Origin of the sequence: Micromonospora sp. AMSO12t, assembly GCF_008806585.1 — a bacterium.
Classification (GTDB): Bacteria; Actinomycetota; Actinomycetes; order Mycobacteriales; family Micromonosporaceae; genus Micromonospora; species Micromonospora reichwaldensis.
This window is the reverse complement of sequence record NZ_WAAS01000017.1, coordinates 13,723-33,630: the sequence shown is the minus strand read 5'-3', so window position 1 is coordinate 33,630 and position 19,908 is coordinate 13,723. Positions and strand designations below refer to the sequence as shown.

Sequence of the window (19,908 nt, the reverse complement as noted above, 5' to 3'; positions counted from 1 at the left end):
GACACGCCGCCGGGGCGTCAGAGCTGCCGCAGGATGGCCACCTTGTCGTACGCGACGGCGACCACGTCCGGCTTCCCGTCCCCGGTGACGTCGCCGACGGCCAGGGCGTCCTCCTGGGACCCGACCCCGTCGACGCTGTTCGTCGCGTACCCGCCGAGGGTTCCGGTCGGTCCCTGCAGATGGACGCTCACCGCCAACCAGTTGGCGTGCGCGACGACCAGGTCGTTCCGGTTGTCGCCGGTCAGGTCGCCGATCACGAGACCGGCGGCGCAGTCGTAGGCGGGATACCTGGTCGGCGTCGCGGCGAGCCCACCGACGCCCTGCGCGAACACCTGGACGGCGGCGTCCGGGGTGTTGCCCTGGACGCTGGTCACCAGGTCGGCCCGGCCGTCGCCGGTCACGTCACCGACCGCCGCGCCGAGGCTGACCCGGCGGTGGCCGTTACCGTCCGCCGGCGTCCGGTAGGTCGTCGCCGGCCCGTAGGAACCGTCCGCGCGGCGCAGCCGCACCCACGTGCCGTGGCCGTAGAACTGCGCGAGGTCGACCCGGGCATCCCCGTCGAGGTCGGCCACGAAGACCTGGTTCGCCGGCGCACCGGCCGTGAACGGCCCGGTGACCGTCGTGTGCGTCGGGAACGTGTGCGTCGCGCTCTGCGCGTGGATCCTCACCTCGCCCTGCTTCGCACCGACGACCAGGTCCGGGCGCCCGTCACCGGTCACGTCCGCGATCGCGACGTCCTCGGCGCCACCGGCCACCAGCACCGGCGCGGCGAGCCGCCCGCCCCGCTGGAACAACACGTCGACGCCGGCGGACGAGGACATCGCCACGTCCGTACGCCCGTCGCCGTCGATGTCGGCGACCGCCAGCCGTACGTCGCTGTTGTAGCCGCCGTGCGCGGGGATCCTCGTGGGAGCGCCGTACCCGTGGTCGGCCTGCTGGGCGAAGACCAGCACCGAACTCGTCTGCGTGCCGGTGGCGGCGTCCACCCCGACGACGATGTCACGCCGCCCGTCGCCGGTGACGTCGGCGACCGCGACCGCGTTGGTCCCGGTCGACCCCGTCGCGAGGTACCGCGCGGGCGCGAAGGCCCTTGCGCCCGCCGCCCCAGCGCGCGCCGGCGCCGCCACCCCGGCCGCCACGGCGAGCGTCGCCGCCATACCGACCCTGACCAGTCTGTCCATTCCGTCCCCCGTTCGCATCCCGGCCATCGATCGACAGCCGCGCATGCGCCACGTGCCCCGGCCGTCGACGCCGCAAACCTCGCGCGAGGCCGACCCCGGCGATTGGCACGGGGACGCGGCCCGCCCGGCGGCGCGGAACGCGCACGCGCCGTATGCCGCAGGCCGCGCCGACACCCGCTCACGCCGCAGCCGGCGTCACGGGGCGTGGCGCCACCAGGGGTTCTCGAGAACGAGTTCCTCGAGGTCACGGACGTTCTCGGCAACCGTCTGCGCGGGGATGTCCGGGCGTTGGAGCGAGACGCGGAGGTCCGCGGCGAGGTAGCTCGCCTCGCGCACCTCGCACTCCCGGCGCAGGGTGGCCGGGGACGTCCCCGTCTCGTCGGCGACGACGTCGAGGACGGCCTCCATGTGCGGGCCGCTGAACCGGACCAGGAAGAACCAGTCATCCATCGGTTCGCCGAAGCGCGCCCACTCGAAGTCCAGCAGCGCCGTCACACTGCGGTCGCGAGCGAGCCAGTTTCCCCAGTGGCAGTCCGCGTGGACCGGGACGGCCACGCTCGCCTGCGCCGGCGCGCCCTCCGCTATCGCCGCCAGACCGTCGAGCACCCGGCGAGGGATGATCCCGTCCCGGTTCAGGGCGCCGAGGCTCTCCACCTCGGCGAAGAGCGCGGCCTTGCTGACGAACCCGCCGTGGTCGAGCGTCTCTGCCAGCGTCTGCCGGGCGGGGGCCGCAGGCGTCCAGCGGTGCAGGGCATGCAGCCGCTGCACCGCCTCCGCCGCCAGCAGGCGCGCGGTCACCTCGTCCACGCCGGGCATGTCCATGCCGGGCGTCGCCCCGGGCGCACGGGCGTAGCAGGCGTAGCGGACCTCGTGGGTCTCCAGCTCGTAGCGCCCGCTGTCGAGCAGCGGCGCCGTGATGCCGGCGGGCAGGTGGGGCGCGAGGGCGATCTCCCGGTCCAGCCGCGAGTGGCGGTCGGCCTCGATGACCTTCACGACGACGTCCGCCCCCAGGTAGACGTGGTGCGAGAGGCTGTCGCCGACGATCATGGGGCCGGGGTCCCGGCCCAGGGCCGCCGTGGCGATCGCGTGGGCCACGTCGTGGGCCTGTCGCGGGTCGATCATCGGCGGTCGCACCGCGGCGTGGCCGTCGTCCTGGAGAACGTCATCCGAGTGTCCGATCGTGAGGGCCGGTCGCGAGAACCCTATCCCCGTACGGTGATCGCCGTTGTCCACCTTCGACGTGCCTGCCGCCCTCACCCGGCCGTGGGAGTTCCCGCGGCGCCGAACCACCTGGCGAGCGCGACGTCGAGCGTCTGCTGGTCCTCGCCGACCCACGCGACGTGCCCGTCCGGCCGGAGCAGTACCGCCGGCACGTCCCACTCGTCGCTGCCGTCGGCGACGTGGTCGACCCGGTCGGCCCAGCCGTCCACCGAAAGCCGCCCCGTCTGGTCGAGCAGCAGCCCGTTGCCGGTGCGCAACAACTCGAACAGGCGCCCGTGCTTCAGCCCGACGTCGCGCAGCCGCCGCCCGAGCAGGTCGTGGCCCGCACCGAAGTCGTACCGGATGTCGATCGCCGTGATCTTCTCGATCAGGAACCGGTTGACGTCGTTGAAGTTCATGAGCTGCGCCAGCAACCGCCGAACCGCCTGCGGTCCGGGTTCGTTGGTCGTCAGCTGCATCTGTGCGCGGGTGTTGTCCAGCACGTCGGCGGCCACCGGATGCCGCTCGGACCCGTAACTGTCCAGCAGGTCGTCCGGCGCCCAGCCGTTGACGGCCGCCGCCAGCTTCCACCCCAGGTTGAACGAGTCCTGGATGCCGAGGTTGAGTCCCTGCCCGCCCATGGGCGGGTGGACGTGCGCGGCGTCCCCGGCCAGGAACACCCGGCCGACCCGGTAGCGCTCGGCCTGGCGGATCGCGTCGCCGAAGCGCGACAGCCAGCGCGGGGAGTGCGCGCCGAAGTCGGTGCCGGCGTACCTGCGTAGCTGTCGCTTGAACTCCTCGAACGTCGGCGGCACCGAACGGTCCTCGACCACGCCCTCCGCCGGTACGACCGCCCGGAACACGCCCGGTTTGCCCGACGGCCCGATCCCGAACCGCTTCTCGGTCCTGCGCACCTCGGTCATCACCTCGGTGAGGTGATCCGGGGACGCCGTCACCTCCATCTCGCCCAGCAGGGTGTCGATCTTCGACGGCTCGCCGGGGAATCCGACCCCGAGCAGTTTCCGAACGGTGCTGCGCCCACCGTCGCAGCCGACGACGAACCGCGCCCGCAACGCGGTCGCGGTTCCACTTCCAAGGTGTACGGTCACGCCGTCGTCGTCCTGCGCCAACCCGACCACCGCACAACCGCGCCGGATCTCGGCCCCGACTTCGACCGCGTGCTCGGCGAGCAGTCGATCGGTGAGCGTCTGCGGAATGCCGAGCACGTATCCGTGGGCGGTGTCCAGCCCGGTCGGGGCGGGCTTTTCGATGCCCGCGAAGAATCCCCTGAGCGGATACTGCCTGCCGTTTTCGAGGAACCGCTCCAACAGCCCCCGCTGATCCATCACCTCGACACTGCGCACGTGCAGCCCGAGCGACCGCACGAACGGCGGCGGCTCGGCGTCCTTCTCGACCACGAGCACGTGGACGCCCCGAAGACGCAGTTCACTCGCCAGCATCATGCCGGTCGGGCCGCCGCCAACAATGATCACATCGAACATGAATCCCCCATGGTGTGCCGATTCCCGCGCTCGGCCGACGATTCTGCGCCACGACCGGGGTCTTGCCGCAAGCCCTGGGGTGCGGTATATGTTAATGGTGGCAAGGAGTTCTCCTCCTTGCCTTTGTTGTTCTCCGGCCCCGCACGCGCGGCCTTTGTCGTTCCCAGGCCGACGGGATCTGCCCGTCAGTACGCTGCGCTCGTCACCGGTTCCTCACGAGCTGCCCTGCTGCCGGCGCACCATCTCGGTGATCCAGACGGGCGCGAACGGAGACGTGCAGCCCGGGGAGGTCGGGTAGTCCTTGAGCACCCCCAGGCGCTCACCGATCTCGATCGCACGGGCGCGGTGCCCGGCGTGCTCGATCCCGATCCGAGCCAGGCACTCGTTCATCGCCCACTGCAGGCGATCCGGCGCGTCTCTCATCTCCGCCTCGATGACGTCGAGCAGTCCTTCGAGGTCGAGGCCCTCGGGCTTCTTCGTCACGCGTTCGGCGGTCAGGGCCCAGCCGGCACTCGCCACCACTGGATCGGGATCGGCGGACCACGCCAGGCGCAGCTCTTCGGAGTGCGGGTTCTTCTTCACCACGTAGTTCACGAGCCAGTCGTGCACCTTGGGTGTGCGCGCCCCGCGCAACATGACGTCCAGCTCGTCACGCCCGAACGCCTTCGGGCGGCAGATCAGGATCGCCAGCAGCCGCGCCGCGGTGTCGTCCGTCGCCCAGAGCCGGCACGCGAGTTCCTGTTGCGTCCTGAGCCGCTTCGCGAGCGCGCGCAGCTTGCCGAGGTGCACACCATGGTCGTCACCGTGTCTCCTGTTCACCTCGCGCGCCTTCGGGTCCTCGAGTGCGGCCAACTCGGCCATCACCTCGGCCACGGTCGTCTCCGTCACCTCAGCCTCCTCCCCGAACTGTGCGGCTCAGCCTACGAGGGAAGCGCGGGTGAGCCACCTGATCAGCAAAGAGCATGGTCGAGACCACCCATCCGCTGTGGCATCGTGGACGCTGCGTCCGTGTGCCGGGCTCCGCTGGTCACCGGTGGGCCTACGGTGCAGGAGGACCCTGTGCCCGCGCCGGGTCCGGCGCTGGTTCGGCGGATCCGCCCGTCGCGCTGGCTGGCTGCGGGTCCTCCGTGCTCGCCGACCGCGCCCGCAGCCGGCGTACCTCCGGCACCGCGAGCGTCGCTGCCGTGCCGACCGCGACGGCGCCGGCCCCGGCGACCAGCGTCGCGCTGGCCCCGATCAGGGCGCTCGCCGGACCGGCCAGGGCGTACCCGATCGGTTCGAAGGTGTAGGCGCCCAGCCAGTCGTACGAGCTGATCCGCGACAGGGTCTCCGGCGGGACGTTCTCGTGCATGGCCGTCTGCCAGTACGTCCAGAAGACGGACTGGGCGATCCCGCCGAGGAACGCGACCGCGGCGATGGCGACCGGGGAAGCCGCGACGGAGAGCAGCAGGAGCATGGGTACGAAGAGGAACGCGCCGGCCACCGCCGGGATCAACGGCCGCCGGGGGTGGGCCGACATGGCGACGAATCCACCGACGAACGCCCCGAGGCTGATCGCGCCCAGGATGAGGCCCCAGCTGGCCGGCCCGCCGAGCTCGTCCTTCGCGATCAGCGGGCCGAGCACCATGAACGGCGCCAGGCCGAGCATCCGCACGAGCGCGCTCTGGAGGGTCACCGGCCAGAGCCACCTGCGCGACCGGAAGTCCTGCCAGCCGTCCCGAACGTCACGCAGCACACTCTTGCCCGAGTTGGCGACGGGCGCGGAGCCGACCCGGATCGCGCTGATGAGCACGGCGCTGAGCAGGAAGGAGAGCGAGTCCAGCGCCAGCGCGTAACCGGCGCCGACCGCCGCCACCAGCAGCCCGCCCAGAGCCGGCCCCACCACCCCCGCAGCCGCAATCATCAGCCCCCGCAGCGCGTTGGCCTCCCGGTGGTGCTCCGCCGGCACCGTCTCCGGTTGCAGGGCGCTGACGGCCGGGATGAAGAACGCCGAGGCGATTCCGGACACCACCTGCAACAGCAGGAGGTGCCAGATCCTGGCGTGGCCGGAGATCAGCAGCGCCGCCATCACGCCCTGCGACGCGAACCGCACCAGGTCGGCGGTGATCATGAGCCGGCGCCGGGACATCCGGTCCGCGACCGCGCCGCCGATCACGAGAAACAGCGCCAGGGAGAACGCCTCCACGGCGAGCACGAGTCCCAGGTCGGAGGCGGAACCAGTCAGGTCGAGCACCCCGAAGGCCAGGGCCACGACGGTGATCTGGTTGCCGAGCTGCGAGGTGATGCGCCCGCCGAGCAGCAGCCGGAAGTCGCGCTCCCGCAGCACGCGCATCGATGGAAGTTTGAACAAGAGAGGGCCTCCTCAGACCGAACGGACTGCGCCGTGCCGCGCCATGGCGGCGGGCACAAGCCCTCCATCTTGGCCCAACAGCTGGGCCAGGACGCCGCGAATTTCCGCGATCCCTTCGGGACTCACCACCGAGGCAGAACAGCACGTTGCGGGGCGAGGTCGTCGAGATGGTGGCGGTCGTTCCGGATATGGCGGTGGCCGCGACGTCCGAGTCGCCGCCCGCCACGCGCCGGCGGCGAAGCGCTTGCTCCTCACGCGACGTCATGCCACATAGTCGGGGGCGTGGCGGAGCACCTGACGGTGGGGCGCGTGGCGGAGTTGGCCGGGGTCAGCGTCCGCACCCTGCATCACTACGACGAGATCGGCCTCCTGGAGCCGTCCACGCGGACCGCGGCCGGGCACCGGGCCTACTCGGCGGGCGATGTGGAGCGGCTGCGGGAGGTGCTCGCCTACCGGCGGCTCGGCTTCGGGCTGCGGGAGATCGCGGCTCTGGTCGACGACCCGGCCACCGACGCGGTCGCGCACCTGTGCCGGCTGCGTGGCCTGCTGATGGACCAGCGCGACCGTGCTGCCGCCATGGTGACGGCCATAGACAGGGAACTGGAGGCACGGGCGATGGGGATCAGGACGACGCCGGAGGAGCAACTGAAGGTGTTCGGGGCACAGTTGTACGACGCCATCGGATCTGCCTACCCGGCGACGCGACGCACCGAGCCACGGATCGCCGCACGCATCTGGGATGCGCTGGGGGACGCACGAACGGTGCTGAACGTCGGGGCTGGCACCGGCTCCTACGAACCACCCGACCGGGACGTCACGGCGGTGGAACCGTCGGCGGTCATGCGGGCGCAGCGTCCCGTGGGCGCCGCGCCGTGCGTGGCCGCCCATGCGGAGAATCTGCCGTTCGAGGACCAGTCCTTCGACGCCGCGATGGCCGTCAGCACCGTCCACCACTGGCCGGACCCCGTCGCCGGGCTGCGTGAGATGCGGCGGGTGGCCCGCCGCGTGGTGGTGTTCACGTACGACGCCGATGACACCGGCTGGCGTGAACGGTTCTGGCTCACCCGTGACTACCTGCCCGAGTTCGCGAACCTTCTCGTCGGCTGGCCCTCACTGGCCGACCTGACCAGCGCGATCGGAGGACGCGCGGAGCCGTTGCTCGTCCCGTGGGACTGCGCCGACGGCTTCTTCGAGGCACACTGGCGCCGGCCCGAGGCGTACCTCGACGAACATGTCCGCCGCGCGGTCTCGGTGTGGACCAGGGTCGGACCGCAGGCTGAGCAACGGGCAGTCCGCAATCTCCGCGAAGACCTCGCCTCAGGCCGGTGGGCCGAGCGCAACCGCGACCTCCTCGCCCTCGACACGGCAGAGCTCGGCCTCCGCCTGCTCGTGGCCTGAGCCGCCCTGCGGCATGCCGGCGCGAGACGCAGATCCGGCGCACGCTGATCGGCCCACCGGTGTACGGCATCCGGACGTGCCGGATCGAGGTGGTCCGGCCCGGATGCTGAGTGCCTGGCAATGGCTACGGCCCGTTCCCGGCGGAGGAACGGGCCGTAGCCGCGTGCAAGGGTGGCCGGGACGGCGGCGATCAGATGGTGAAGCCGCCGTCCACGTTGATCGTCGCCCCGGTGACGTAGCGCCCGCCGGCGCCGGCGAGGAACGCCACCGCTGCTGCCACATCGGCCGGGTCCGCGTAGTGGCCGAGGGCGGTGTACCCGTTGATCGTGTCGGCATTGGGGCCGTCGGCCGGGTTCAGCTCCGTGTCCGTGGCCCCTGGATTCACCAGATTCACGGTGATCGCTCTGCCGCCGAGTTCGCGTCCGAGTGCTTTGGTCAGGCCGATCAGGGCGGTCTTGCTCATCGCATACAGCGCGAAGCCCGGAAAGACAGCCCGCTCTGCCACGTTGCTGCCGATGTTGATGATCCGCCCACCGGCCGACATGTGTCGCACCGCAGCCTGGGAGGCGACGAACGGTGCCCGGACGTTGACCGCGACGGTCTGTTCGAACTCCTCCAGCTTCAGTTGCTCCAGCGGTCCGAGCAGGAACGCGCCGGCGTTGTTGACCAGGATGTCCAACCGGCCCAGCTCGCCGGCGACCCGGTCGACCGCGCCGACCACGGCCGCCGGGTCGGCGCTGTCCGCCTGTACGGCGATGGCCCGCCGTCCCGCAGCCTTGATCTGGTCCACCACGTCATCGGCGCGCTGCTGATTCTGCTGGAACGTCAACGCCACATCGGCGCCGTCCTCCGCCAGGCGCAGCGCCACCGCAGCGCCGATGCCGCGACCACCACCAGTGACCAGAGCCACCTTGCCGTCAAGTGCGTTGTTCATGACAGCAGCCTGGCCGACAGGAGACCCGCCGTCTGGCGGCGATCGGACGGCGCGTTCTCCTCGCCGCACCACCTCGCGCGTCAGGTGGCCGCTGGAGACAGTTCCACCTCGCCGTGGCGTTTCGCCAGCCCGTCGATGTCGAGCCTGTCGGTCCTGTCGATCCCCTCATCCCGGTGACGACTAGACCTCACCGACCGCGGCGGCCTGGATCGATTTGCGCAGGGCGGGGCCGATCGGTCCGCTGAGCTTGGTGAGTTCCTGGATGCGCTGCTTGTTGGCGCGTCTGGTCCCACGGTCGAGGACGAGCGTCAGGTCGCCGGCGGCAACGATGGCCACGAGTGCGGCGTCGGCGGAGTCGATGCTGCCGACGGGTTGGTGCAGGGCGGCGTTGACCAGGTCGAGGAGTTCCGTGCGGACGCGGGGGTCGCGGAGGGGCACCCTGGTGGTGGGGAACAGCCCGAGGATCTTGCGGGGTTGGAGGTGGACCCAACCGCCGGCGCTGAGCTGCTGGCGTACCGCTCGGACGGTGGTGCCCTGCCTGTGGCCGATCCAGGACTGCCATGTGTGCGGCTTGGAGCCGGCGATCTCTTCGAGGAGCGCGTCGAGGACGGGATCGTGGCAGGGGTGCCGAACGTCGATGGCGACGCGGCCACATGCGTCGGTGAGGTGGCCGCCCCGGTACAGGTCGGCGAGGGCCGCGGCACGGAGCATGGCGCCCAGGTTGGTGCCCAGGCCGACGCCGCCTTTGTCCGGGTCGTAGGCCAGCACGAAGATGCGCTGGGGACGGCTGTCGGGTACGGCCACGTCATGCCTCCTTCGGCTTCCCGGTGGCGGGAGCTGCTGCGATTCCCTTGGTCATCGCCGCCTGGACGATGCGGATGGCCTCGTTGGTGTCGATGCCGACGCTGGCGATGACGGCGGCGTACTCGCCGGCGGCGCGGCTTGCCGCGTCAAGCCTTGCGACAAGTCAATCAAGGGCGTAGATCTCATGGCGCCGTCTTCACGGTCCACCAGCCCGTAGCGCACCTGCGGCACTCGTACGCCACAGGGCTGGTCTCGCGCGGCGCCCCCGTCCGAGGTCATCCAGCCTGCTGAAGCTCGTCTCGGGCCGGGTCGGCTGGCACGGCTGCGGCACTTCCCTGCTGTACTGCTGGCCTCACACGAGGCGCTGAATGCGGACCTTGGGCTGCTCGTTCCTGCACTGGTTATCGGAAGGGATCAAACGTCGATGCGGAAATGGACGGACAGTCGCGTGAACTGCGGTGACATGATCGGCGTGGTGACGGCCGGGGCTCCCTCCCCCTCTGCCGACACCCCATCGGCGTGCGGCTGCGCACCAAGGTCACGCGGTGCCGGATCCCGCGCAGCCGCCTTTGCGATGACGTTCGAGCTCATCGAATCCGCCCAGAAACGCTGGCGCGCGGTCAACGCCCCTCACCAGGTCGCTCTCGTGCGGGCCGGGGCCCGATCCGACAAGGGCGTGCTCGTCGAGCGCGAACAGTTCGCTGCGGCATGACCGACCCTGCGGAGAGTCCACTGCTGTTCCTCGATGTCGATGGGCCGCTCCTGCCGTTCGGGGACGGCCCGCAGCGCGAACTGTCAGGCGACGTGTCGACCTCGCATCTGTCGCGGCTCGACCCACAGGTCGGGCATCGTCTGGCGGCGCTGCCATGTGCGTTGGTCTGGGCCACGACCTGGGAAGAGGAGGCGAACACCGAGATCGCGCCCCGGATCGGGTTGCCACGCCTACCAGTCGTGCGCTGGCCGGAGGCCTCGGACAAGCACGAACGTGAGGACCAGTGGTTCGGACTTCACTGGAAGACCCGGACCGTGGTGGCGTGGGCGGAGGGACGCCCGTTCGCCTGGGTCGACGACGAGATCAGCGACGCCGATCGGGACTGGGTGTCCGCGCACCATCCCGGCCGAGCCCTCCTCCATCACGTCGTGGCATCGCGGGGCCTCACCGACGACGACTTCGCAGCCCTCGATCAATGGCTACACGCAGCCTGGGTCAACCACAGGATTTGACGATTGCTCCTCGCATGTAGGTCCTGTGCGCTCCGTGCGGCAACATCCATCCGCGTACGCACCCTCAGGGCGATGGTTCGCACTCGGCCGCCAGCGGCCGCCCTCGTCCCGGCTGGCTGCTGTCACCGATGTGGCCGACAGCAACAGGAGACAACTGACCGGCAGGCCGCAGGGGCGTCCACACGGTGATGGGCGGGACCGCATTGCGATCCGGGCCGTCGGCCCTGCTTCGCATAAACTCTCGTGACTGCTTCGTCCCTAGGAAGCCCCGTCCGTCGTTGAGCTGTGTCATCAGCAGGGGCTGAGCTGTTCGAACGGCCCACCGGAGTCCATAGGCGTCCGGCGCCGCCCGCGCCCGCCGTCACACACCGAGAGGGGTCAGATGGAGACCTGGCGTGTCCTGGCGGCTGTCATCATCGGCCCGGCTGTGAGCCTCCTAGGCGTCGCCCTGGCCACCAACTTTCGCGGGGTGACGGAGTGGCATATTCGGCGATCGATGTCCACGGCGAGCGTGCTACGGCGAGTCCCACCGTGGCGCTCGCTACCCGACGTCCCGCACGAGGAGCGTCTAGCGCGCTTCATCCTGCTGGAACGGGTGATAGGCGTAGCTTTCGCAGTGGCCGGCGTGATGATTTTGGTTGCTGTCAGCTACAGCGCCTTGACCGGTGAGCCGATAAAGACGGTGAAGTAGGCAGCTTCGTCTCGACCACCGACCCGCCCTTCAAGGAAGCAGGCCGGCTGCTCGTCCCGCCACGTCAAGCGGGCCTCGACTGCTCGTACGGCCGCTGCCGGAACAGACTGAGTCGGCTCCCGTGTCACGGACCGCGCCCCTCGGCGGACACCGCCCCCATGCTCGGGCCTTGCCGCGTGGCCCGGCGCGCACCTTCCCCGGCGCCGCGCTGGTCAGGCGCGGCGCGGCCGGCGCGCGCCCAGGCGGCGGCGCGCGCGGCCCGTTGCGGGCTGCCTTTAGACATACAGAAAGTTCTTCAAGACCGCCGGCAGCCGGCCGTGTCCTCCGTCGACTGATCGTGTGACAGTCGTCCGTCGACTGATCTGCGACGCCTCAGCGCGCTGATCGCAGCATGGGCGGGCAGCCGACCTGGCCTTCGAGCTGTCCGCGGAAACGCTCCTCGACGACCTCGGTCACGGCTTCGCTGTCGCCGCTTTCCGCTACCGTGAGCAAGGCACACTCCTGGTCCAACGAGATCCCGACGTGCCCCCAGCAGGCGGATCACTTTCGAGCCGGAAAACCGTTTGAGCCCTTCTTCCGCGTTCCCGTAGGTTGCCGATGCCCCGTCGCAGCGAGGACAGAGGACAAACCGCGTGACCCCGCCCGCTCTTTAGACCTGACGCCTTCTTCCGCGCATCTACAGGCCGACCCTCCCGTCGGTTCTGCCGGGCTGCCCGCGTGCGCCCGTTCATGCAGCGTTTGAGGCCGCGCGCAATCGGCCTCGTGTCAGGTCTTCAGAGAGATCATCATGTCTTCACAACCTCATACTGTGCTGCCCTGGATCGTTCGCCGGACCAGGCTGCCTCTGCTGTCGTTGCGGTGCGTGGACTGCCGGTCGGAGTCGGCCACCACCGGCGAGGGCAGGTTCCGCGTCAACGCCAACGGCAAGCTGCTGGACGTGTGGCTGCTGGTCCGTTGCGTGTCCTGCAATCGGACGAGCAAGCTCACCGTGCACGAGCGAGCGTCGGTCAGATCCTTCGATCCGGCGTTGCTCGACGGCTACCACGCCAACGATCCGGAGCTCGTGGCGGCCACGCTGCTGGATCCGCTGCTCGCCCGGCGCAACCGGTACGCCCTGGACTGGCAGGGGGCCTGGCACCTGGACACTCCGCCGGCACCGCTCGACGAGGCGTGGCCACTGCAAGTGGAGGTCGACTTCGAGGATCCGGTGCCGGTCCGCCCGGAGCGGCTCATCGCGCAAGGGCTCCGCCTCAGCAGAAACGAGGTACTGCGCCGGGTCAAGTGTGGCATTTCCCTGCGCCGTCCGACGAGCGCCGGATTCACTTTTGTCGTGATGATGAGCGACTCGATGAACTGATCTGCACTCCCAGCGGCTCGGGTCACAGCCGCTACCACGCCACATACGCATACAGCGGGAATCAGGAGTGGGGACATAGGCCGGCTCGCCCATGTCCCCACTTCTGACAACATCCGATCGTTGCCGTCTACCGCATTCTGGCTTGATCAAATGCACACAACTCGGCAGAGCCGTGAGCGCTGGCTATGCCCCGGAGGCCATGTACGCGGCGAGGATGTAGTTGGGGTGGCGGTCCAGGTCCTTGCGTGCTCGGTCGTAGCGCATGGTGGTTCTCGGGTCGGTGTGGCGGGCGGCGATCTGCACGTCGCGGAGGCTGACGCCGGCGTCGAGCATCGTCGTCACGAACGTGTGCCGCAGCATGTGGGGTGCATCCTCGGCATCCAGATCCCCGCCGCCGCCCGACGCTTCCTCGATGCCGTACTGCACCATGATGTGCAGATCCGCGGTGAGTAGATCCCTCGAGAAGGGATCGATGAAGAGAAGGGGACGATGAGAGGCAACGCCCGACCCGTACTTCATACTGGAAGGCAGTTCTCGTGGACGGCGCACCGGTTACCCTCAGCCCGTACGACCCGCAATGGGCTGTGCTGTTCGAGCAGGAGCGGGTCATCCTCGAAGCCGCTCTGGCGCAATGGCTGGTCGGGCCAGTCGAGCACATCGGCTCCACATCGGTTCCCGGCCTGGCAGCAAAGCCGATCATCGACATGATGGCGCCGGTGCGCAGTCTGTCAGAGGCGGTAGCCGCCATCGAGGTGGTCATCGCTCTCGGCTACTGCAACGGCATGCACCGTCCGGAGGAAGCGCACTACTTCTTCAAGCCGGAGACCGACAACTGGTGGGAGCGCACCTACCAACTCCATCTCACCGAGCCGACCTCCCTGCTGTGGCGGCGACGAGTCGCGTTCCGCGATGCGCTGCGGTGCCGGGCGGATTACCGGTCCCGGTACGAGCGCCTCAAGCGCGATCTCGCGCACGCGCACGGCGCTGACCTCATGGCCTACGCACGCAACAAGGACGACTTCGTCAACGAGGTCCTCGGCGCGCGCGACAGGACGCAAGCGCCGACCGTCAGCTACACCCGGAAACCCTGACGGTCTCTGACCCGCTGTGAAATGCCCATGCGTTTCTGTGTTCCTCCGGGTAGGGTCGCCACCGCCGCACTGGTCGGCCAGGGCATGGCGACGGCGATCTGCCCGCAGCCCTTCCGGCCGCACACAGCCCGCCGACCGATGTCGTGATGCTCAGCCGAAACCGGAGGCCCCCAGCGATGGCCCGAAAGACATATCAGGTCATCGTGCGTGGCAAGTTCGCGCCACTCGATGACGAGCAGCGGGCCGCGCTGCTCGCCAAGGCTGACGAACACGACGTGTTTCGGGCGAAGTTCACCGAGGAAGGCACCGTGACCTACGAGCGGTCCCTACTCGCCTTCACCTTCCGCTGCCTGGTCTCGGCCAACGGGGAGGACGAAGAAGCAATCGTGATTGGCAAGGCGGAAGCGCTCGCGGCAGCCGCCGTCTCGGGAATCGGTGCCGACTACCGCGACCTCAAGTCTGTCTCGACCGACCTCGACGACATCAAGATCCGCCGCCGACGGCAACACTGACACTCGTAGCCGTCGGGCTTCGCCACCGGCGCCCGAGAGGCGGCCCGAGGGTCGCTGCATCTCCGTGACGGCGATGACGTCCGGTACCTGGACTCGGTGCGGACCTCCGGCGCGGGCGGAACCTGGAGATCGGAGACGGTGCCGACACGGTGGACTTCGGCCTCAACCCCAACCAGATGCGGGAGCTGCACGACGCGCTCACCGCCACCATCACCGCTGACGACTTCGCCGACGCGCCCGGCGCCTACTGGCCCAAGGAGAACGTCGAGCGGTACGTCGACTGGTCCGACTTCGAGCACGAGCACGGCTTCAGCCTGGAAGCCGGCGACGGGCATCCGCATGGTGAACCTCACCCTGCCCCTCAAGCAACTGCAGGCACGGCGCGACCAGCTCGCCGCTTGAACCTCATGATCGAGCGCCGCGACGGCGGCGGGTGGGCGCTGCCCGACGGCCACATCGAGCCGGGCGCGAAGACCGCGGCCGACCCGGCGGGCCCGGGATCTGACCGAAGAAGCCGGGCTGGTCGCCACTCTCACCGACCCGCGGGTCGAGTTAATCGATCATCAAGAAGTTCCGGAGTCACGGCAACGTTTGCTGGGGTCGAGAGCGTAGGTAGTGGCCGTGAGATTGGAACTGAGGGCGCGGGTGGCTGATGCATGATCGCGAGGATAGGGAGGTGACAGCCTTTGTACGGGCGCGCTACGGTTCGCTGCTCCGGACCGCCTTCCTGCTGTGCGGAGACCGAGGGAAAGCCGAGGATCTGGTCCAGACGACGTTGGCCAAGACGGTTGTGGCGTGGCCTCGACTGCAACGCTCAGAAGGCGTCGATCACTACGTTCGGCGCATTCTAGTCAACACCTTCGTGACCTGGAGGCGGCGCCGATCCTGGTGGGAACAGCCCTTGGGTCGGCTGGTGGAGAGTCAGGCACGCGACGAGTACGTGGGGGTGGAACAGCGGGACCTGCTCCGCCGGGCGTTGGACGGGCTGCCAGCACGACAGCGTGCTGCCGTCGTACTGCGCTTCTACGAGGACCTGTCCGAGCAGGACACGGCGCACGTACTGGGTTGTTCGGTTGGCACGGTCAAGAGTCTTTCATCAAGGGGTCTGCAGGCTCTGCGTAGGCAGTGGGTTGAGGCCGACGCTGCTGCTGATCAAGAGGTGCGCTATGCATAACACGATCAAGTTGCGTGACGGCCTGGCAGACCTGGCCGAGTCGGTGGTACCGACCGAGGGCTATGAAGGCAAGATCATGCGGCGGGCGGACCGGCGTCGAGGGCGGCGGCGTATCGCCGCCGGAGCCGCGACTGCCGTGTGCGTGGCGGTGCTGGTCACGATGTTTCGGGTTGTCGGATTCGGGTCCACACCGCAACTCGCTGCACCGCTGCCGGATGGCCCGTTTCTGGGGTGGTCCCCGGTGGGAGACGTGGACGCTGGCCTGGTACGTGAGGCCACCGGCGTCTGGGACCGTACCAACTCGGCAGGCCCGCACACTGATGTTCGGGCCCTTGTCGCGACGCGCCATCCACGCCTGCGCTCGACGGTGGTCGTCCTGCAGGGATACGACAAGCAGGGCGACGCGCGGTTGGCGTTTTTCACCGGTGATCTTGGTGCGGCGGACGCCTTGCGGATGCGGGTTGATCGGCCGGTGCCCGACCCGGTGAAGACTCAGGTGATAAGTCTGGTCAGTCCACGGTTGTCCGGAGCCGTCGGCGAAGTCAGTGATGACTCCGCGGGTACCTATGCCATTGCCCTCGCCATGCCGGGCGTGACAGCGGTGCGGGTGTCGAGTACCGCAGTCGATGATGAAATGATCCAAGAACCGGACGGACCCACGAGTCGTCTTGTGGTAAAACGGTTCCCGCTCGCTGCGACCGCGCAGACGACGACGATCGCGGGGTTCATCAAGCCGAAGCGACCGTTCGCCAGCCTCACGAGAGTATTCGAGGTGCCCGGTGAGGACGGTGTGGACGGCGACGCGCGAGCCGTACCCGCTGAGGTGGTCGGCAGGAACGGCCAACAGATAATCGTGGCGTTCCCAAAGGATCAGGGAGTCCGGCGAGGGCAACTGGCAGTCGTCGCCGAAGGTTTGGTCGGACGCGTAACGGCAGTCGATACCGTCCGCGGCGAAGCCACTGTCGACCTCGTTACCAGCACCGGGTTCGCCGGCCAGGTGTACACGAATATCAGTAATGTTCCGGGTTCCGTACGGGGCACCGGCGGAAAGCTCGTCATGCAGGGCGTTCCCGCAGACGGTGAGGTTTACCAGACCAACCGTGTCTTGATGCCGGATCCGTCCCAGCAGAGCAATCAGGTTGGCGCTGTCACGATCGGGCGAGCGTCTGCGGACAAGGCGGCAGGCGCGACCACGGTGGAGCTTACGCCAACAGCCGACCTTGCCAACCTGACCAGATTGTCGATCATGACGCCATCCGCCCCCTGACGGCGCCCCGCCGACGCAAGGATGCGCGGAGGCGAATCGCCTTCGCGCATCCTCAACAGGTCCGTAGATCAGTAGTGGACCGAGCCGCTGCCGGAAGCCTTTGCGATGTCACCGCCGCTCCCCGGCTGCTGGCTCGGCCGCCAATAGGCTCGCTCGCGCGGTAACCCGGTAACGCCCGGTCAGCACCGATCAACGTGCGAGCCTCCCCGCTCTCCTTCGGGAGGGCCGGGGGCCCGTTTCGCGCTGTAGTTGATGTACGTCAATTTCTCTGGCAGGCTCGGCATTCGGATCGAACAGAGTGGAGCTCGCATGTCTGCACTTCGTCGGGTCGTCGCAGCCACAGCGCTGGTCGGGGCGGTGTCCGCGTCCGTCCTGCTCTCCGGGCCTGCGGTCGCCGCCGAAACCAAGTCCTTTTACGGCAGGGGAATGAACAACAACTACTTCACGGCGCTGACCAACGCCAACAACGCTGCGCGTTCCCTTGCCAGCGCCGACGGCTTCGACCCGGACACGCAGTGCAGCCACGGTGGAAGCTTCACGACGCAGCCGTGGCCGGGCCTCTACTCGGTGCTGGCGCAGATCAACTGCACCCGCTGAGTATCCAAATCAGGAGCCTTCGGGGGCAGTCTCGCCCGGCTCCGGGGAACGCTTCGTGTAGCAGCTGCGTCGGGTAACGACCAACGCCGACGCAGCCTGCGGGCTGGACCAACCGTCACCTCCAGCGGCGGGGCTCGCGGGCGTCCCTCATGCGAACGGTTGGGTGGCTCTCATCCTGTTGGCCCACCAACCCAGCGGCCCTGCTCACCTCCGGGTGGGCGGGGCCACTTCGTGCTGCCTGGACCACCTCACCGCCCAAGCGCGGCGTCACGTGCTCGCCCTCCGACGCGTACTCGACGAACACCGGCCGCGGCCGACGGGCGGGATCAACGCATCCGCGACGCGTTTGCTTATGATCCGCTGACGCCTAACGACGGCTGACGACAGAATCAGCAAGAGCCACCCCCGTCCGAGGGTGGCTCTTCTGCGTTATTTCGATGGTGGGCGATACTGGGATCGAACCAGTGACCTCTTCGGTGTGAAGCAGGACGCCGCGCCGACTCTGACCTGCAGAAACGAGAACTCGCAGGTGGGCGCGGGTGCAGTTGAGTGCCGTTGCGTGCTGTTGGATGCAGCTGAACGCCGTTCAGCGCGCCCGCCTTCCCCACGTGCTCCCCGATCCCCGGCGGGCGACCGCGGCGTCGCCCGGCGCCTCGGCACTTCGGCAGGTCCAGGAGAGAGCACCGCGGCGCGCGCACGGTCAGCGGCAGATCAGTGCACCTGACCTTGGTCTGTGCCGGCGTTCAGGGGCGTGGAGTGCCGTCCCACCTCCAAGATGTCCGCGCCGGCAGGCCGGGTAGGTCCGCCCGGCCGGTAGCCCAGAGGAGCGTCAACCACGGCTCGCCGGTTGACGGCACGGAGGGGAACAGCCGGCGCAGCGCTCCCGTACACAGATTGGCAGGGGGCGACCACGTCAGGTCCAACCCGGCGGCCACGTCGTACATGTGGACCAGGACCTCGACCACGCCCATCGCGGCGAACCCGGAAGGGTCGGATAGACCGTACGCGTGAAACGACCGCCGGTCCGGCGGCACGGCATCGATCATGGCCGCCAGCATCGCCCCGCACGCCTCGAAGACCTGCACCAGCCCGGATGGCCCCTCAGCCGGGTCCACGAAGATCGTCAAGGGCGGGCCACCCTCGCGGCGTCGCTGCCAGCCGAACGGTACGTGGGTACGCGTGGACGGATGCGCGGGACCGAGTTGCGCGGCGTACCCGAAGAGATCGTCGCTCATGTGCTCGACCGTCTCCCAGCAGCTCCACTCCAGTCCGCCAGCTGGCTTCTGCCAGTCGAGATGGGTGGCCGCCGCCAGAGTCTCGCGGGCAAGCTCGACAGCGCGCGTCACGTCGTCTGCGATCATCCAACAATTACGGAGGCGAGGCCGGGCCTGAAGCAACCCCATTTCCACGCTCGTCGACGAAACACGATAGCGAAACAGCCACAGCACTGATCTCGGCATGACGGCGCTCCGTGGCAGATCCGCTTGACGCGACTAATCCGTGAAGAGCGCGGCGAGCCTCGGCAGACGCCGACGGACCTCGCCGTCGTCCTCGAAGTCCCAGCCCTGGCCGAGCTCCGGGTATCTGCCAGTGACCGCGCTGGGCAGCTCCATGCTCCCTGATACGACCGCGTACGCGTCCCATACGACGCCATACATGGATTCGCATTCAAGATCGAACCCGCCGTCGACGGCAACGCGTTGGACCACCGGCAGGTCGGCGAGCGTATCCGGGTCTGCCACAGCGCGTTCGAACGTCTCACGCCCCTGCGTGAGCAGCCAGCCGCGGAAGTACTCGAAGCCGTCGTCGGAGCAACCGCCGTTGATCAGATAGGCCGCCTGCCACAGATCCCACCCGTACGACTGCGCACGCAGATCCCACAGCGGCTGCGCCAGTTCCGCGATCCTGTCGGCTGGCAGGGCAGCCAGCAGCCGCAGTGTCTGCTCGGCGACGTCCTCGGCGTCCGAGGGGTCGGCCGCAGACTCCCGTGCCTTCGCCACCACGTTCCAGAACTCGTCAACACTCATGGCGCGGGAGTATGGCAGCGGTCTCCGACTTCGCCGCCCACCATTCGCCGTCGTGCCCTTTCCTGACCGCCCGTCTAGCGCACCGAGCCCTGGAAGATGAGCTGATCGCGGCAGAAGCGGATGCCTCGACATCTGGTGGTGATGCCGGTGACGGATCACAATGAGCCGGTCGGCGAGGAAAATCGGGCAGGGAGCAAGCGGTGGAGCAATTTGCAGTCATGGTCAGCGCCGGCTCGTTCAGTTCAGGTGACGGTGGTGCGATCCGGTTCCCACACCGGTGGACCCCTGAGGGCGTCACGGTCGAGGCGGACTTCACCGGGGCCCACCTGTTGCACCTCGCTGCGGCTGGATGCGTCCTGAACGACATATACCGGGAGGCAGGCGAACTTGGCATCCGCATCGACGGGGTACGTGTATCGGCTGAGGGTGGGTTCGACACGCAGACGTGGATATCGAGCGGCATCACCTATCAGGTCGAGCTGAGCTCACCCGCGTCCGTCGAGGAACTTGCCGTGCTGCTGGATCGCGTCGACGATGTCGCCGAGATCCCGCGGGCGATTCGAGCCGGGGCCACGGTACGGAGAAGCTGACTTGCCCCT

21 protein-coding genes and 1 pseudogene are annotated in these 19,908 nt (G+C 68.8%); 12 read left to right on the top strand and 10 right to left on the bottom strand.

What is annotated here, in order from left to right; genetic code table 11:
* Window positions 1-17: 17 nt before the first annotated feature.
* The 5 genes from F6X68_RS04545 to F6X68_RS04525 all read right to left on the bottom strand — a co-directional run bounded on the left by F6X68_RS04545 (window position 18) and on the right by F6X68_RS04525 (window position 6,233).
* Window positions 18-1,181, bottom strand: a complete 1,164-nt coding sequence (locus F6X68_RS04545; protein ID WP_192581276.1) for a VCBS repeat-containing protein — start codon at window positions 1,179-1,181, stop codon at window positions 18-20.
* A 195-nt stretch (window positions 1,182-1,376) separates the two neighbouring features.
* A complete protein-coding gene (locus tag F6X68_RS04540; RefSeq protein WP_151453066.1) occupies window positions 1,377-2,303 on the bottom strand; it encodes a phosphotransferase in 927 nt (308 codons plus the stop codon).
* 131 nt (window positions 2,304-2,434) lie between these two features.
* The gene (rox, locus tag F6X68_RS04535; protein WP_151453065.1) at window positions 2,435-3,883 is read right to left on the bottom strand and encodes a rifampin monooxygenase; all 1,449 of its coding nucleotides are present in this window, start codon (window positions 3,881-3,883) and stop codon (window positions 2,435-2,437) included.
* A 213-nt stretch (window positions 3,884-4,096) separates the two neighbouring features.
* Window positions 4,097-4,744 (bottom strand): DNA alkylation repair protein, encoded by a 648-nt coding sequence (locus tag F6X68_RS04530; protein ID WP_151453078.1) that lies wholly within the window; start codon window positions 4,742-4,744, stop codon window positions 4,097-4,099.
* 178 nt (window positions 4,745-4,922) lie between these two features.
* Window positions 4,923-6,233, bottom strand: coding sequence for an MFS transporter (locus F6X68_RS04525; protein ID WP_151453064.1), 1,311 nt, complete (start codon window positions 6,231-6,233; stop codon window positions 4,923-4,925).
* Between the two features lie 282 nt (window positions 6,234-6,515).
* Here F6X68_RS04525 and F6X68_RS04520 point away from each other — a divergent pair, with 282 nt between their 5' ends.
* On the top strand, window positions 6,516-7,631 hold the full coding sequence (locus F6X68_RS04520; protein ID WP_151453063.1) for a MerR family transcriptional regulator: 1,116 nt from the start codon (window positions 6,516-6,518) through the stop codon (window positions 7,629-7,631).
* A 190-nt stretch (window positions 7,632-7,821) separates the two neighbouring features.
* Here F6X68_RS04520 and F6X68_RS04515 read toward each other — a convergent pair whose 3' ends face one another.
* A complete protein-coding gene (locus F6X68_RS04515; protein WP_151453062.1) occupies window positions 7,822-8,565 on the bottom strand; it encodes an SDR family NAD(P)-dependent oxidoreductase in 744 nt (247 codons plus the stop codon).
* Between the two features lie 180 nt (window positions 8,566-8,745).
* On the bottom strand, window positions 8,746-9,369 hold the full coding sequence (locus F6X68_RS04510; protein ID WP_151453061.1) for a GPP34 family phosphoprotein: 624 nt from the start codon (window positions 9,367-9,369) through the stop codon (window positions 8,746-8,748).
* Window positions 9,370-9,888: 519 nt separating this feature from the next.
* On the opposite strand from F6X68_RS04510, the pseudogene F6X68_RS04505 reads away from it, so the two are divergent.
* From F6X68_RS04505 to F6X68_RS04485, 4 genes and pseudogenes are all read left to right on the top strand, one after another.
* Window positions 9,889-10,081: pseudogene (locus F6X68_RS04505) on the top strand (IS256 family transposase); the annotation flags it as partial.
* Entirely contained in the window at window positions 10,078-10,593 is a 516-nt protein-coding gene (locus F6X68_RS04500) for an HAD domain-containing protein (RefSeq protein WP_151453060.1), read from the top strand. The pseudogene F6X68_RS04505 and the gene F6X68_RS04500, both read left to right, overlap by 4 nt.
* A gap of 382 nt (window positions 10,594-10,975) precedes the next feature.
* Window positions 10,976-11,284, top strand: coding sequence for a hypothetical protein (locus F6X68_RS04495; RefSeq protein ID WP_151453059.1), 309 nt, complete (start codon window positions 10,976-10,978; stop codon window positions 11,282-11,284).
* Between the two features lie 862 nt (window positions 11,285-12,146).
* Window positions 12,147-12,641, top strand: a complete 495-nt coding sequence (locus tag F6X68_RS04485) for a DUF1062 domain-containing protein (protein ID WP_225851972.1) — start codon at window positions 12,147-12,149, stop codon at window positions 12,639-12,641.
* 183 nt (window positions 12,642-12,824) lie between these two features.
* Here F6X68_RS04485 and F6X68_RS33990 read toward each other — a convergent pair whose 3' ends face one another.
* A complete protein-coding gene (locus F6X68_RS33990) occupies window positions 12,825-13,160 on the bottom strand; it encodes a tyrosine-type recombinase/integrase (protein WP_225851971.1) in 336 nt (111 codons plus the stop codon).
* A 17-nt stretch (window positions 13,161-13,177) separates the two neighbouring features.
* Between F6X68_RS33990 and F6X68_RS04475 the strand changes: the two genes are divergently transcribed.
* The 6 genes from F6X68_RS04475 to F6X68_RS04450 all read left to right on the top strand — a co-directional run bounded on the left by F6X68_RS04475 (window position 13,178) and on the right by F6X68_RS04450 (window position 17,282).
* Window positions 13,178-13,732 (top strand): GrpB family protein, encoded by a 555-nt coding sequence (locus F6X68_RS04475; RefSeq protein ID WP_151453056.1) that lies wholly within the window; start codon window positions 13,178-13,180, stop codon window positions 13,730-13,732.
* A gap of 146 nt (window positions 13,733-13,878) precedes the next feature.
* Window positions 13,879-14,244 carry a DUF6204 family protein gene (locus tag F6X68_RS04470; protein WP_370518905.1) on the top strand — a complete coding sequence of 122 codons (366 nt, stop codon included), beginning with the start codon at window positions 13,879-13,881 and terminating at the stop codon, window positions 14,242-14,244.
* A gap of 149 nt (window positions 14,245-14,393) precedes the next feature.
* Window positions 14,394-14,897 carry a hypothetical protein gene (locus F6X68_RS04465; RefSeq protein WP_151453054.1) on the top strand — a complete coding sequence of 168 codons (504 nt, stop codon included), beginning with the start codon at window positions 14,394-14,396 and terminating at the stop codon, window positions 14,895-14,897.
* Entirely contained in the window at window positions 14,897-15,418 is a 522-nt protein-coding gene (locus F6X68_RS04460) for a SigE family RNA polymerase sigma factor (RefSeq protein WP_151453053.1), read from the top strand. The genes F6X68_RS04465 and F6X68_RS04460 overlap by 1 nt, the downstream gene beginning before the upstream one ends.
* The gene (locus F6X68_RS04455; protein WP_151453052.1) at window positions 15,411-16,685 is read left to right on the top strand and encodes a rod shape-determining protein MreC; all 1,275 of its coding nucleotides are present in this window, start codon (window positions 15,411-15,413) and stop codon (window positions 16,683-16,685) included. Before F6X68_RS04460 ends, F6X68_RS04455 begins: the two co-directional genes overlap by 8 nt.
* 309 nt (window positions 16,686-16,994) lie before the next feature.
* Entirely contained in the window at window positions 16,995-17,282 is a 288-nt protein-coding gene (locus tag F6X68_RS04450) for a hypothetical protein (protein WP_151453051.1), read from the top strand.
* A gap of 743 nt (window positions 17,283-18,025) precedes the next feature.
* On the opposite strand, the gene F6X68_RS04445 is transcribed toward F6X68_RS04450, so the two are convergent.
* Entirely contained in the window at window positions 18,026-18,643 is a 618-nt protein-coding gene (locus tag F6X68_RS04445; RefSeq protein WP_151453050.1) for a maleylpyruvate isomerase N-terminal domain-containing protein, read from the bottom strand.
* A gap of 132 nt (window positions 18,644-18,775) precedes the next feature.
* A complete protein-coding gene (locus F6X68_RS04440) occupies window positions 18,776-19,309 on the bottom strand; it encodes a DUF4240 domain-containing protein (RefSeq protein WP_151453049.1) in 534 nt (177 codons plus the stop codon).
* 200 nt (window positions 19,310-19,509) lie between these two features.
* On the opposite strand from F6X68_RS04440, the gene F6X68_RS04435 reads away from it, so the two are divergent.
* Window positions 19,510-19,899 carry an OsmC family protein gene (locus F6X68_RS04435; protein WP_151453048.1) on the top strand — a complete coding sequence of 130 codons (390 nt, stop codon included), beginning with the start codon at window positions 19,510-19,512 and terminating at the stop codon, window positions 19,897-19,899.
* The last annotated feature ends 9 nt before the right edge of the window (window positions 19,900-19,908 follow it).

Bases quoted from the DNA above. Each gene is read 5' to 3' on its own strand.
- rox (WP_151453065.1), bottom strand. From the start codon at position 3,883: ATGTTCGATGTGATCATTGTTGGCGGCGGCCCGACCGGCATGATGCTG.
- F6X68_RS04460 (WP_151453053.1), top strand. From the start codon at position 14,897: ATGCATGATCGCGAGGATAGGGAGGTGACAGCCTTTGTACGGGCGCGC.
- F6X68_RS04495 (WP_151453059.1), top strand. From the start codon at position 10,976: ATGGAGACCTGGCGTGTCCTGGCGGCTGTCATCATCGGCCCGGCTGTG.
- F6X68_RS04455 (WP_151453052.1), top strand. From the start codon at position 15,411: ATGCATAACACGATCAAGTTGCGTGACGGCCTGGCAGACCTGGCCGAG.
- F6X68_RS04445 (WP_151453050.1), bottom strand. From the start codon at position 18,643: ATGATCGCAGACGACGTGACGCGCGCTGTCGAGCTTGCCCGCGAGACT.
- F6X68_RS04515 (WP_151453062.1), bottom strand. From the start codon at position 8,565: ATGAACAACGCACTTGACGGCAAGGTGGCTCTGGTCACTGGTGGTGGT.
- F6X68_RS04440 (WP_151453049.1), bottom strand. From the start codon at position 19,309: ATGAGTGTTGACGAGTTCTGGAACGTGGTGGCGAAGGCACGGGAGTCT.
- F6X68_RS04540 (WP_151453066.1), bottom strand. From the start codon at position 2,303: ATGATCGACCCGCGACAGGCCCACGACGTGGCCCACGCGATCGCCACG.
- F6X68_RS04470 (WP_370518905.1), top strand. From the start codon at position 13,879: ATGCTCAGCCGAAACCGGAGGCCCCCAGCGATGGCCCGAAAGACATAT.
- F6X68_RS33990 (WP_225851971.1), bottom strand. From the start codon at position 13,160: ATGAAGTACGGGTCGGGCGTTGCCTCTCATCGTCCCCTTCTCTTCATC.
- F6X68_RS04530 (WP_151453078.1), bottom strand. From the start codon at position 4,744: ATGGCCGAGTTGGCCGCACTCGAGGACCCGAAGGCGCGCGAGGTGAAC.
- F6X68_RS04450 (WP_151453051.1), top strand. From the start codon at position 16,995: ATGTCTGCACTTCGTCGGGTCGTCGCAGCCACAGCGCTGGTCGGGGCG.
- F6X68_RS04545 (WP_192581276.1), bottom strand. From the start codon at position 1,181: ATGGACAGACTGGTCAGGGTCGGTATGGCGGCGACGCTCGCCGTGGCG.
- F6X68_RS04500 (WP_151453060.1), top strand. From the start codon at position 10,078: ATGACCGACCCTGCGGAGAGTCCACTGCTGTTCCTCGATGTCGATGGG.